The organism is Collinsella sp. AM09-41 (assembly GCF_003473245.1).
Taxonomy (GTDB): Bacteria; Actinomycetota; Coriobacteriia; order Coriobacteriales; family Coriobacteriaceae; genus Collinsella.
The window spans coordinates 239,199-252,024 of sequence record NZ_QRMJ01000001.1 but is presented as its reverse complement, the minus strand read 5'-3'; the positions used below and the strand labels follow the sequence as shown (position 1 = coordinate 252,024).

9 protein-coding genes are annotated in these 12,826 nt (G+C 61.6%); all 9 read left to right on the top strand.

Annotated elements, in window-relative coordinates; translation table 11 throughout:
- Positions 1-135 precede the first annotated feature (135 nt).
- The 9 genes from rpmE to DW112_RS00980 all read left to right on the top strand — a co-directional run bounded on the left by rpmE (position 136) and on the right by DW112_RS00980 (position 12,676).
- On the top strand, positions 136-561 hold the full coding sequence (gene rpmE / locus DW112_RS01020; protein ID WP_006235303.1) for a 50S ribosomal protein L31: 426 nt from the start codon (positions 136-138) through the stop codon (positions 559-561).
- Positions 562-868: 307 nt separating this feature from the next.
- The gene (gene secA / locus DW112_RS01015) at positions 869-3,676 is read left to right on the top strand and encodes a preprotein translocase subunit SecA (protein WP_118328166.1); all 2,808 of its coding nucleotides are present in this window, start codon (positions 869-871) and stop codon (positions 3,674-3,676) included.
- Positions 3,676-4,824: a peptide chain release factor 2 gene (prfB, locus tag DW112_RS01010; RefSeq protein WP_117583026.1), complete on the top strand. Its 1,149-nt coding sequence runs from the start codon at positions 3,676-3,678 to the stop codon at positions 4,822-4,824. The genes secA and prfB overlap by 1 nt, the downstream gene beginning before the upstream one ends.
- A 130-nt stretch (positions 4,825-4,954) precedes the next feature.
- Positions 4,955-5,845: a YitT family protein gene (locus DW112_RS01005; protein WP_117583025.1), complete on the top strand. Its 891-nt coding sequence runs from the start codon at positions 4,955-4,957 to the stop codon at positions 5,843-5,845.
- 208 nt (positions 5,846-6,053) lie between these two features.
- On the top strand, positions 6,054-6,884 hold the full coding sequence (locus DW112_RS01000; protein ID WP_099432020.1) for a transketolase: 831 nt from the start codon (positions 6,054-6,056) through the stop codon (positions 6,882-6,884).
- Between the two features lies 1 nt (position 6,885).
- The gene (locus tag DW112_RS00995; RefSeq protein ID WP_006235309.1) at positions 6,886-7,827 is read left to right on the top strand and encodes a transketolase family protein; all 942 of its coding nucleotides are present in this window, start codon (positions 6,886-6,888) and stop codon (positions 7,825-7,827) included.
- A gap of 450 nt (positions 7,828-8,277) precedes the next feature.
- Positions 8,278-9,498 carry a cell division ATP-binding protein FtsE gene (gene ftsE, locus DW112_RS00990; RefSeq protein WP_118328165.1) on the top strand — a complete coding sequence of 407 codons (1,221 nt, stop codon included), beginning with the start codon at positions 8,278-8,280 and terminating at the stop codon, positions 9,496-9,498.
- Positions 9,485-10,405: a permease-like cell division protein FtsX gene (gene ftsX / locus DW112_RS00985; protein ID WP_089572231.1), complete on the top strand. Its 921-nt coding sequence runs from the start codon at positions 9,485-9,487 to the stop codon at positions 10,403-10,405. The genes ftsE and ftsX overlap by 14 nt, the downstream gene beginning before the upstream one ends.
- A 135-nt stretch (positions 10,406-10,540) precedes the next feature.
- A complete protein-coding gene (locus DW112_RS00980) occupies positions 10,541-12,676 on the top strand; it encodes a ribonuclease R family protein (RefSeq protein ID WP_118328164.1) in 2,136 nt (711 codons plus the stop codon).
- Positions 12,677-12,826: the final 150 nt, after the last annotated feature.

Genomic DNA, 12,826 nt, shown 5'->3' with positions numbered 1-12,826 from the left:
TTCCGAAAAGACCGTGAACCTTTTGTGGGACGCGCGGCGCCGTGGTACCATAGCCGAGTTTGTTGTCTTGGTCGGAAACCAAGACGCCTTATGCGCTGATCGGTAACCAGCGCCTGACCAATAAGGAGTCCTACCATGAAGCAGGGTATCCATCCCCAGTATGTCGAGTGCACGGTGACGTGCTCCTGCGGCAACACCTTCAAGACGCACGCTACCGTGTCCGAGATGAAGGTCGAGCTTTGCAACGAGTGCCACCCGTTCTACACCGGCCAGCAGAAGTTCGTCGACACCGGTGGACGCGTCCAGCGCTTCGCCGACAAGTTCGGTGGCGCCGCTGCCGCCCAGCTCAAGAAGGCTGAGGAGGCCAAGGCTGCCAAGGCCGCCAAGGCTGCTGAGGCCGAGGCTGCTCGCAAGGCCGCCGCTGAGGCTAAGGCTGCCGAGAAGGCTAAGCGTGCCGCTAAGTTTGCCGAGGAGGCTGCCAAGCAGGCCGCCGAGGCTCCCGCAGAGGCTCCCGTCGAGGAGGCCGCTGCCGAGGCCGAGACCACCGAGGCTGCTGAGTAAATAGCTCGCCGCGGAATCACTCGCATTCATGGCATGAGGGCCGTGCATCCATTTGGGTGCGCGGCCCTTTTCTTTTTATTGGCGCAAGCTAACCTGTCCCCGTGGCACCAAATGGCAGAGAGACGGCGTTTGCTCAGATAAAACTTGCCAAAATAAACCTGTCCCATTGTGGCAGGTTGGTCATAGTTATTACGTGGCGGTCGAGGTCGACCGTATAGGCCGCGCCTTGTTTGGCTAAAGTACAATCATCTGTGTTTAACTCGCCCGCAGCTGCACGGCGTGGGCGATGGCCAAAAAGGAAAACCACATGGGATTCATGTCAAAGCTGCTGTCCTTTGGATCCGATAAGGACCTTAAGCGCTACTACAAGATCGTCGACCAGATCAACGGTCTTGAGCCCCAGTTTGAGAAGATGACCGAGGAGGAACTCCGCGGCCAGACCGATAAGTTCCGCGAGCGTTACGCCAACGGCGAGTCGCTTGACGACATGCTCCCCGAGGCCTTTGCCACCGTGCGTGAGGCTTCCAAGCGCACCATGGGTATGCGCCACTTTGACGTGCAGCTCATTGGCGCCATGGCACTGCACGAGGGCCACATCGCCGAGATGAAGACCGGCGAAGGTAAGACCCTCGTCTCCACGTTGGCTGGCTATCTCAACGCTATTGCCGGCAAGGGCGTGCACGTCGTTACTGTCAATGATTACCTTGCCAAGCGCGACTCCGAGTGGATGGGCCGCATCTATAAGTACCTGGGCATGACCGTCGGTCTGCTCCAGAACAACATGCCGCTCGAGCTCAAGCGCCCGGCCTACCAGGCCGACGTCACCTACGGCACCAACTCCGAGTTCGGCTTTGATTACCTGCGCGACAACATGGTTACCCGTCCCGAGCAGCGCGTGCAGCGCGGCCACAACTACGCCATCGTCGACGAGGTTGACTCCATCCTGATCGATGAGGCTCGCACCCCGCTGATCATCTCGGGCGCTGGCACCAAGTCCGCCAGTACCTACAAGGACTTCGCGCGTGCCGTGCGTGGCCTTGAGCGCGGCGAGGACGTGTCGCACGACATGCTCACCGCCACCGAGGACGTGGAGCCCACGGGCGACTATGTCATGGACGAGGCCAAGCACACCATTGCCGCCACCGAGCGTGGCCTTAAGAAAATCGAGCGCCGCCTGGGCATCGATGATATCTATGCCGATCTCTCCGGCCAGCTGGTCAATCACCTGCAGCAGGCACTGAAGGCCCAGTACATGTTCCACCGCGACAAGCAGTACGTGGTCACCAACGGCGAGGTCAAGATTGTCGATGAGTTCACCGGCCGTATCATGGAAGGCCGCCGCTATTCGGAGGGCCTGCACCAGGCCATCGAGGCCAAAGAGGGCGTGCTCGTGCGCGAGGAGAACCAGACGCTGGCGACCATCACCCTGCAGAACTACTTCCGCCTGTATGACAAGCTCTCCGGCATGACCGGTACGGCACTCACCGAGGACGCCGAGTTCCGCGAGATCTACAAGCTGCCCGTCGAGGTCATCCCCTCCAACAAGCCCGTGCAGCGCGTGGACCACGAGGACCTGGTCTACCGCACCATTCAGGCTAAGTACAACGCCGTTGCCGACGACGTTGAGCGTCGTCACGCTAAGGGCCAGCCGGTCCTGGTGGGCACCGTCTCCATCGAGAGCTCCGAGAAGCTGTCGGCCGCCCTTACCAAGCGCGGCATCGCGCACGAGGTCCTCAACGCCAAGCACCATGAGCGCGAGGCTCATATCGTTGCCCAGGCCGGACGCTACGGCGCCGTGACCATCGCTACCAACATGGCCGGTCGTGGTACCGACATCCTGTTGGGCGGCAACCCCGACGAGCTGGTGCGCGAGCGCCTTGAGTACGAGGGCCTGACCATGGAGGACGTGACGCCCGAGCAGCTTGAGCAGTTTAACGCCGAGGCCAAGGAGACCTGCAAGGCCGAGCGCGAGCGCGTGCTTGCCGCCGGCGGCCTGACCGTTATCGGCACCGAGCGCCACGAGTCCCGTCGTATCGACAACCAGCTGCGCGGCCGCTCCGGCCGTCAGGGCGATCCGGGCGAGACTCAGTTCTACCTGTCGCTCGAGGACGACCTCATGCGCCTGTTCGGCGGCGACAAGATGGACCGCGTCTCCAAGATGATGGTCACGGCCGACATGGGCGACGACATGCCCATCCAGCACAAGATCATCTCCAAGGCCGTCGAGAGCGCCCAGCACAAGGTCGAGAGCATCAACTTCTCCATGCGCAAGAGCGTCCTTGAGTACGACGACGTCATGAACAAGCAGCGTCAGGTCATCTACGCCGAGCGCAATAAGATTCTGGACGGCAAGGATCTGACCGACCACATCACCGAGGTCATGCACGATACCGTGTACCGCTGCGTGCAGGAGTTCTGCACCAAGGACAGTCACGATGGCGAGCGCGACCTGGAGGGCCTGCGCAAGTGGGTTGTGGAGCTCACCGGCCACATCGATACGCCGAAGTTCCCCGACGAGGATTATGAGGCCCTAGCTGCCGATGTCCTGGCTTACGTAGAGAAGTGCTACAACATGAAAGCCGAGCGCTTGGGCGAGGACCTGATGCGCGAGCTCAACACCCAGGTCATGCTGCGCGTCATCGATACCCGCTGGATGAACTACCTGCAGGAGATGGACTACCTCAAGACCGGCATCGGCCTGCGCGGCTTTGGCCAGCGCGACCCGCTGGTCGAGTACAAGACCGAGGCCTACGGCGCGTTCCAGATGCTCGTTGACACCATGTACGAGGATTACCTGCGCACCGTTCTGCGCATCGAGATCAAGGCCGCCCCGCAGGCCGTGGAGCACAAGGAGGACCCCGCGCTCGAGGGTGCGCGCTTCTCCGGCCCCGCCGACGTCGATGGCGACAACGGCAGCTCGGTGCTGCGCAAGCAGGCACAGGTTCAGGCTCGTACGGCCGTCCAGGGAGGCCCGGCTGCTGTCAACAACGGCGGCAAGGTGACCACCTACCGCAAGTCCGAGAGCGATGACCCTTATGTCAACGTGGGCCGCAACGACCTTTGCCCCTGCGGCAGCGGCAAGAAGTTCAAGTACTGCCACGGCAGGAATCGTTAATGGCCGAGGCTTTAGAGGTAACGCCCGCCGAGCTGGACGCGTTTGCGGACCGGCTCGGCGAGGTCGAGTCGTATCTTCATTTGGACGAGAAGCGCACGCGCGTGACCGAGCTCGAGGCAAAAAGCGTGGCCCCCGGCTTTTGGGATGACGCCGACGCCGCTCGCGCCACCATGGAGGAGATCGCTCGCGCCAAGGAAGATATCGCTGCCGTGGATACCGCGCGCGGCGAGCTATCTGACGCCCGCGCGGCGCTGGAGCTTGCCGAGGAGATGGGCGACGACCCCGATGCCGCCGCATTGCGCGAGGAGGCTGCCGCTACGGCAGAACGCCTGGCCCGCGCTATCGACGAGCTCGAGCTTTCGAGCTGGTTTACCGGTGAGTTCGATCACGGCGACGCGATTGTGACCATCAAGCCCGGACAGGGTGGCCTGGAGGCACAGGACTGGACCTTCATGCTCTTTAAGATGTACATGAAGTACTGCCAGCGTCGCGGCTGGAAGGTCACCATTAACGACTGCCCCGCGGCTGAGGTCATCGGCATCGACCGTGCGACCTTTACCGTCGAGGGCAAGGACGCGTTTGGCATGCTGCGCGCCGAGGCCGGCGTTCACCGCCTGGTACGCATCAGCCCCACCGATGATAAGAAGCGCCGCCAGACCACGTTTGCCGGCGTCGAGGTCATTCCCGTGTTGCCTGACGATATCGACATCGAGATCAGTCCCGACGATATCCGCGTGGACGTGTATCACGCGAGCGGTCCGGGCGGCCAGGGCGTCAACACCACCGACTCTGCCGTACGCGTGACGCATTTTCCCAGCGGCATCGTTGTCACTTGCCAAAACGAGCGCAGCCAGATTCAAAACAAGGCCGCGTGCATGCAGATTCTCAAGGCCCGTCTGTACGAGATCGAGCTCGAGAAGCGCGCCGAGGCCCTGGATGAGATTCGCGGGCCCAAGACCACGATCGGTTTTGGCAACCAGATTCGCAGCTACGTGCTCTACCCGTATCAGATGGTCAAGGACCTGCGCACGGGCGTGGAGACCAGCAACGTCGAGGCCGTTCTCGACGATGGCGATCTGGATCCGTTTGTGATCGGCTACCATCGTTGGGCAACCGGCAACGCCGATGCGGAAGCATCGTCTGCCTAGGCACATGATTGGCTCCGGGTCGATGCAAACACTGCGCAGGGGTGGTATTTGCCCGGTGAATCGGTAGAATCGAATACAGCAAGAAGTTCAAAGCGCACTCGTTTGGGTGCGCTTTTTTGAGGGAGGCAGCATGGCATATCGTCTGGACATCAAGCGCATTCTTTCGATGAACTTCTTTCATGACTTGCCCAAGATTATGTTTGGCTGCGCCCTGGCAGCTATCGCGACAGACTTGTTTTTGATCCCCAACGGCCTTGCCGCCGGCGGCGTCACAGGCCTTGCCACCATTATTCAGGCGGTCGGCGCCTCGCATGGCATATCGCTTCCCGTCGGTATCCAGACCATCGTGATGAATGCCTTGCTGCTGCTGGTTGTTATGCGCGAGGGTGGCATGTTCTACGTGGTGCAGACGGCGACCGGTTTTGTGCTGCTGGGTTTTTTCACCGACCTGTTCGCTCCGTTTGTGGCGCCGCTGGCACATGCCGACCTGATGCTGCCCGCTATGTGGGGCGGCATTATCACGGGCATCGGGTATGGCATGGTGTTGCGCGCCGGTGCCAACACTGGCGGCTCTGACACGATCGGCCAGATCATCTCGCGCAACACATCGCTGCCGGTTGGCTCGACCGTCATGGCGATCGATGTTGCCGTGTGCGCGCTGTCGGCCCCGGTCTTTTCGGTCGAAAACGCGCTGTATGCGGGCCTTTCGATGGTCATTAGCGGCTACGTGATCGATGCCGTGGTCGACGGTGGCAACAGGCGCCGTATGGTGCTCATCATCTCGGACAAGTTTCCCGATATCGCGGCCGACATCATGTATGGCCTGGGCCGCGGCTGCACCAAGTTTAGGGCGACCGGCATGTACTCGGGTGCCGAGAAGCCGGTGATCATGGTCATTGTGAGCCGCCGCGAGCTCAACACCCTCAAAACGATCGTGCGCGAGCGCGATCCTCACGCCATTGTGACGGTCGCCGACGTTACGGAAACCTTCGGTGAGGGATTCAAGGACATTAACGCGTAGGGCCGACTGCGTTCCATCCAAAAGACGTTCACATTGATAAACCGTTTCATCAGCGGTTCTGCCTGCTCAATTGTTCAAATAATGATAAATACTCTGGTAAAGCTTCCAGTTTCCAGCATAATGAATGACGTACGTGCATCGCGGCTGTGTTGGGACTACCTTTCCGTGCCGTGCGCATCTTGTCTTAAGAGGATGAAAGGAAGGCACAATGAGCGACGAAGAGCTCAAAAAGGTTGCCAACGAGGTAAGGAAGGGCATCGTCACCGGCGTGCACGCTGCCAAGTCCGGCCATCCGGGCGGTTCGCTCGGCGCTGCCGACATCATGACCTATCTGTACTTTGAGGAAATGAACGTCGACCCGGCCGACCCCCGCAAGGCCGACCGCGATCGCTTCGTGCTTTCCAAGGGTCATTGCGCGCCTGGTCTGTACGCTGTGCTCGCCGAGCGCGGATTCTTCCCCAAGGAGGATCTCGAGACGCTGCGCCACATCGGCAGCCACCTGCAGGGTCACCCCAACATGAACGACACCCCGGGCGTCGATATGTCCACCGGTTCGCTCGGCCAGGGCATCTCCGCCGCCGTGGGCATGGCCGTTGCCGCCAAGCACTGGGGCGACGACTATCGCACCTACGCCCTGCTGGGCGACGGCGAGAGCGAGGAGGGCCAGGTTTGGGAGGCCGCCATGTTTGCCGGCAACCAGCAGCTTGACAACCTCTGCGTGATCGTCGACCACAACGGCCTGCAGATCGACGGCCCCGTCGAGGAGGTCAACGACCCCATGCCGCTCGCCGACAAGTTCCGCGCCTTCAAGTTCCACGTGGTGGAGCTCGCCGACGGCAACGATTTCGATCAGATCCGCGCCGCCTTTGCCGAGGCCCGCGCCACCAAGGGTCAGCCGACCGCCATCATCGCCGAGACCACCAAGGGCAAGGGCGTGTCCTTTATGGAGAACCAGGTTGGTTGGCACGGCAAGGCCCCCAACGATGAACAGTTTGAGCAGGCCATGGCAGAGCTCACGGCCGCCGGAGAGGAGCTCTAGGATGGCAGACGTCAAGAAAATCGCCACGCGTGTAAGCTACGGCGAGGCCCTCGTCGAGCTCGCCAACGAGCACGATGACTTTGTGGTCCTCGACGCCGACCTGGCCGCCGCCACGCAGACCGGTAAGTTTAAGGCCGCTTGCCCCGACCGCTTCTTCGACGTGGGTATCGCCGAGAGCAACCTGATGGGCGTCGCCGCCGGTATCGCGACCACTGGTCGTGTTGCCTTCGCGAGTACCTTTGCCATGTTCGCTGCCGGTCGCGCCTTTGAGCAGGTCCGCAACTCCATCGGCTACCCGCACCTCAACGTTAAGATCGGTGCCACGCACGCCGGCATCTCGGTGGGCGAGGACGGCGCCACGCACCAGTGCTGCGAGGATATCGCCCTCATGCGCGTCATCCCCGGCATGACCGTAATTGTTCCCGCCGACGACGTGGAGGCCCGCGCCGTGACGCGCGCCGCCTACGAGTGCGACGGTCCGGTGTACATGCGCTTCGCCCGTTTGGCCTCGCCGGTTATCAACGACCCCGAGACCTACAAGTTCGAGTTGGGTAAGGGCATTGTCATGCGCGAGGGCGCCGATGTGACCATCATCGCCTGCGGCCTGATGGTCGGCGAGGCTCTCGAGGCCGCCGAGCAGCTCGCTGCCGAGGGCATCGACGCCGAGGTCATCAACATGCACACCATCAAGCCCATCGATGCCGATCTGATCGTCAAGAGCGCCACCAAGACCGGCCACGTCGTGACCGTCGAGGAGCACTCCGTGATCGGTGGCCTGGGCAGCGCCGTTGCCGACGTCCTGTGCGAGCAGTGCCCGACGCCGCTCAAGAAGATCGGCGTCAACGACACCTTCGGCGAGTCTGGCCCGGGTGCCGAGCTCCTGCACAAGTACGGCCTGGACGCCGCCAACATCGTGGCGACCACCAAGGAGTTCTTGGCATAAGGCAAGACGAGGCAAAGTATCGCGTCGACAACCGCAAACAAGCCAGAACAGGGGCGTCCTCAAAGAGGGCGCCCCTGTTTATGCTGAATTTAAATTAGAGTCCTGCCAAGCAAAGTTCCCATGGGGAAACGAGCCCATCCCAGCAAAGTGCAATTCAGACCCTTCCAATTTTGTATGCGCAGCATCTCAAGTTGGTGCGTCGGCCCCATAGTAGCCGCAGGCCGGGCGCAGGGTTACCTCCCAAATCTTTCCGCAGCGCAGGCCGGCGTTTGTCCGCAGCTCCGCAGGAGCAGGACAAATGCCGGCCATGCGCGAGGACGATTTGGGAGGTAACCCTGCGCCCGGCCGGTGAGACCCAAACCCCGCCATGCTTCTTATGTGCAGCAAAGCTAATGCTGCTAAAATACAAAGCGCTCATGTAGTTTAAACGCACGACGATAAGGAGCACCAGTGGGTAACCACTTCCGTACCTCCGGTGCGGGCGATGATGCCCCCAAGACGCAGACAGGCGTCCAGGGCAGTCGTTTCGCCACTCCGGATTCAGAGGGCCAGCTTGTTGCTCAGGCCCCCGCTCAGCCGGCAGATCAGGCACAGCCGGCATCCGATCCCTTTGCCTACAATCCCACCAGCGATGTCGCGCTTTCCGGCACGGCGGGTTTTGAGCCCGTTCAGGCTGTGACCGCTCGCGTGGAGCAGCCTCAGGCTGGCGCCGCCGCGCCGCAGCCTAGCATGGCCGGCATTCCCGACCCCATGGCTCCTGCGACACCGGCTCCTCAGCCTGCGCAGTCCGGCCTCTTTGCCGCTATTCCCGATCCCACGCAGCCTGCTGCCCCGGTGGTCGAGAGCGATCAGGCAGCCGAGGTCGCAAGCCTCGATAACGCGCTCAACAACCCCGATTTTACGTCGGTGTTTGCGCCCATCGATCCGCAGGCCAGCCGCAAGAAGATGGCCAAGCAGGCCGGTGTCGAGCCCGTCATCCTTATGGAGCATGTCACCAAGATCTATCCGGCACAGCCCAACAAGCCTGCACTCGACGACATCAACATCGAGATCTATCCGGGCGAGTTCGTCTTCCTGGTCGGTCATTCCGGCTCGGGTAAGACCACGCTGCTGTCGACGCTCAACCGCGACGTCAAGCCGACGAGCGGCCGCATCTTGGTTGCCGGTCAGGACCTCATGAAGATCAAGAACCGCAAGGTTCCGTTCCTGCGCCGCCAGATTGGCGCCGTGTTCCAGGACTTTAAGCTTCTGCCGCAAAAGACCGCCTACGAAAACGTGGCGTTTGCCCTGCAGTGCATCGGCAAGCCCAAGGGCGTCATTCGCAGCCAGGTGCCCGAGGTGCTGCGTCTGGTCGGTCTGGCCGATCAGATGGACTCGCTGCCCGACCAGCTTTCCGGTGGCGAGCAGCAGCGCGTCGCCGTCGCCCGCGCTATGGTCAACCGTCCGCCGCTGCTGATCTGCGACGAGCCCACGGGTAACCTCGACCCGGCGATCTCGCTGGGCATCATGAAGCTGCTCGAGCGTATTAACCGCACCGGCACCACCGTGATCGTCGCCACGCACGACCGCGAGATGGTCGATAGCATGCACCGTCGCGTGATCGCCCTCGAGGGCGGCCACGTTATCCGCGACCAGGAGAGGGGAGGTTACGGCAACTATGGCACCAACTAACGTGGGCTACTCCTTCAAAGAGGCAATCAGTCACTTCTTCCGTAACTGGACTACCTCGCTCGGCGCCGTCATCACGATCTTCCTTTCGCTGTTTATCATCGGCCTGTTCATCATGGGCTCCGCGATGCTGAACTCCGTGATCGGCACCGTCGAGGATCAGGTTGTCATCAACGCGTTCATTAGCGATGACGCCGATCAGGCCGATGTCCAGGCTTTTGAGGCCGAGCTTAAGACGTGGAATAACGTCAAGTCCGTGACCTATAAGGACAAGGACGACGCGCTGGCCGAGTATACGAGCAAGATGTCGGGCAACGCCGACGCCACCATGAGCGCGCTCGATGGCCAGAACCCGCTGCCGGCTTCGTTTGCAATTGAGATGGACGATCCGTCCAAGGTCGAAAGCACGGCCCAGAAGCTCAAGAAGAACGCCGACTTCCAGAAGATCGCGGATGACGGCGACGTCAACGCGAGCGTGCTGTACGGCCAGGAGGAAGTGAGCCGCCTGTTCCAGGTGACCAACTACATCCGCATCGCCGCCGTGGTGCTCGTTGGCCTTCTGACCTTTATCGCATTCATCTTCATCAACAACACGATTCGCCTGTCCATCACGGCGCGTCGTCGTGAGATTGCGATTATGCGTCTGGTCGGCGCCAGCAACGGCTTCATTCGCGGCCCGTTTATCACCGAGGGCGTACTGCAGGCCATTTTGGGCTCGCTGCTTTCCATCGGCGTTCTGGAGCTGCTGCGCAATCTGATGATTCCGCGTTTGCAGGAGAGCATCGGCTGGATGTCGTTTGCCCTGCCGATGCAGTACTACCTGGTGACCTATGCTGCGCTGATTCTGGTCGGTGTGATTATCGGTCTCTTTGGTTCTGCCATAGCCATGCGCCGCTACCTGCGCGTGTAGGCATGCCTGGAATTCATCCCTTCCAACGGGTCGTCTCTTATGGGGCGGCCCGTTTTTTGATCTCTAGGGGACGGCAGGAAAGCGAATCATTTGGGTAGACTCTTTGGAGTTCGTCATCGATAGCAAGGAGGCGCCATGGGGCGCAATAACAAGCATAAGCGCGGTGCTCGCAATAAGCGTGGGCCGGTGCGCAGCGAACGCCGTCCGAGCCTGACCGGGCGCGTGCAGCTCCATGAGCATGGCGCCTATGTCATAACCGAGAGCGGCGACTACAAGGTTATGGGCCGCGGTAAGCGCGAGATCATGGATGGCGATACCGTTGCCGTGAGCATTAAGAACAGCCCGCACGGTGAGCGGCGCGCCGTGATCGAAGGCGTGGTTGAGCGCGCAGCCATAAGCGTGGTGGGTACGTACCAGACCGCTGGTCCGCTCGGTGTGATCGAGCCGCTCGATTCGCGCCTGAAGGCCGACTTCTTCATTCTGCCCGAGGATACCTCGGCGGATCGTCTGGGCGTCCACCCGGGTGATGCCGTTGTCGCGCGCATTTTGACCTACCCGACGCGCCTGGAATCGGGCACCGTGACGATCGAACGCCGCATTGGCGGAGATGACGCGCCCGATTTGGGCGTTCAATACGTGATGGCGCGTTACGGCTATACCGATAGCTATCCCGAGGCCGCGCTGGACGAGGCCGAGGGGCTTTCGCTCGATGTGTCCGCGGCGCTTAAGGACCCGCTCCGCCGCGATCTGCGCGACCGCTTTGTCATCACGATCGACCCGGTCGACGCGCGCGACTTTGACGATGCCATTTCGCTTGAGCGCACGCCCGAGGGTGGCTACAAGCTGGGTGTGCATATCGCTGACGTTTCTCACTATGTGGCTTGGGACGGGCATATCGATCTTGAGGCTCGCCATCGTACGACATCGGTGTATCTGGCCGATCGCGTGCTTCCCATGCTGCCCGAACGCCTGTCCTGTGACCTATGCTCGCTTCGCCCTGACGAGGACCGTCTTGCGTTTACCGTTGACATTGAGCTCGATGCGCGGGGTCGCGTGCGGCATTACGATCCTTACCCCAGCGTGATTCGCTCGCGTGTGCGTATGGACTATGACGGCGCCGAGGCGCTGCTGGTGCGTGCCGGCGCGGTTGAGTATTCGGTGCTGGAAGGCGCCGCTGAGGATGTTGCGGCTGCTGAGGCCTCGCGCGAGGAGGCGCTTGAGCGCGGTCTTGCGTGCGAGGAAACTGCTCGCGGCTATAACGTCGACCTCGGCGATTTCCTTGTCGCCGCCAACGAACTCGCCGAACTTCGCCGTCGTATTCGTCGTGCCCGCGGCTCAGTCGATTTTGACACGGCCGAGATTCGCGCTCTATTGGATGAGGACGGAGTACCCGTGCAGATTGTGGCGCGCGAGCGTTCGTGTGCCACGTCGCTTATCGAGGAAGCCATGCTACTCGCCAACGAGTGCGTTGCAGAGTGGCTGGCAGACCGTGATATCGAGGCCTGCTATCGCGTGCATGAGGATCCGAGCCCCGATAGCCTGCACGGTGCCGCCGTTGCGCTGGCGCAGCTAGGCATCATCGACGATCGCCGTGCTGCCGGTATCGCCCTGGGGAGTCCCGATGAGCTACAGGCTGCAGTTGATGCTGCCGCCGGTACGGCCAACGCACCGCTCGTCAACACGCTGCTTCTGCGCAGCATGCAGCGCGCACTGTACAAGCCGCGCAACGAGGGCCACTTTGCGCTCGCCGCGCCGTGCTACTGTCACTTTACGAGTCCCATCCGTCGCTACCCCGATCTGGTGGTGCACCGCGTGCTCAAACTGCAGTTGGCCTATGAGCAGCTCGGCGGCAAGGACGCCCTGGTCCGTACGCCGCGGCTGATCGGCAAGGGGCGCGAGTCGCTGCCGCGCATTCTGCCGCAGATCTGCCGCGCATGCAGCGATGCCGAGCGCGCGGCAGATGCCGCTAGCCATGCGACGCAAAAGATCAAGATTGCCCAGTACTATGAGGATCGCCTGGGCGAGCGCTATGCCGGAACGGTCTCATGGGTCAGCAGCATGGGCCTCTTTGTGCGCTTGGACCTAACGCAGGTCGAAGGCTTGGTTTCGATCAAGAGCCTGGGCAACGAGTGGTTCGAGTTCGACGAGGGTGCGCTTACGCTGACGGGCGCTGACACGGGGACTCGTTACGAGCCGGGGCAGCGCGTGATCATCGAGGTCTCGCGCGTCAATACCACGCGTGGGCACTTGGACTTTAAGCTTATCCATTAGTCAAATCCCGACTCATAGTGGGGGAGCGGAGGGCGGCCTTTCGGGACCGCCCTTCGCATTTGAATCGTGGCTACCTTGCCGTCTGCTCGGCCGCCCGCTTACCTGCTATTTGAGAGGTAAAACCTACCAAAATAAACCTGTCCCTTTTTG

What these genes read in the sequence shown, in the direction of transcription:
- rpmE (WP_006235303.1), top strand. Translation starts at nt 136, where the DNA reads ATGAAGCAGGGTATCCATCCCCAGTATGTCGAGTGCACGGTGACGTGC.
- secA (WP_118328166.1), top strand. Translation starts at nt 869, where the DNA reads ATGGGATTCATGTCAAAGCTGCTGTCCTTTGGATCCGATAAGGACCTT.
- prfB (WP_117583026.1), top strand. Translation starts at nt 3,676, where the DNA reads ATGGCCGAGGCTTTAGAGGTAACGCCCGCCGAGCTGGACGCGTTTGCG.
- DW112_RS01005 (WP_117583025.1), top strand. Translation starts at nt 4,955, where the DNA reads ATGGCATATCGTCTGGACATCAAGCGCATTCTTTCGATGAACTTCTTT.
- DW112_RS01000 (WP_099432020.1), top strand. Translation starts at nt 6,054, where the DNA reads ATGAGCGACGAAGAGCTCAAAAAGGTTGCCAACGAGGTAAGGAAGGGC.
- DW112_RS00995 (WP_006235309.1), top strand. Translation starts at nt 6,886, where the DNA reads ATGGCAGACGTCAAGAAAATCGCCACGCGTGTAAGCTACGGCGAGGCC.
- ftsX (WP_089572231.1), top strand. Translation starts at nt 9,485, where the DNA reads ATGGCACCAACTAACGTGGGCTACTCCTTCAAAGAGGCAATCAGTCAC.
- DW112_RS00980 (WP_118328164.1), top strand. Translation starts at nt 10,541, where the DNA reads ATGGGGCGCAATAACAAGCATAAGCGCGGTGCTCGCAATAAGCGTGGG.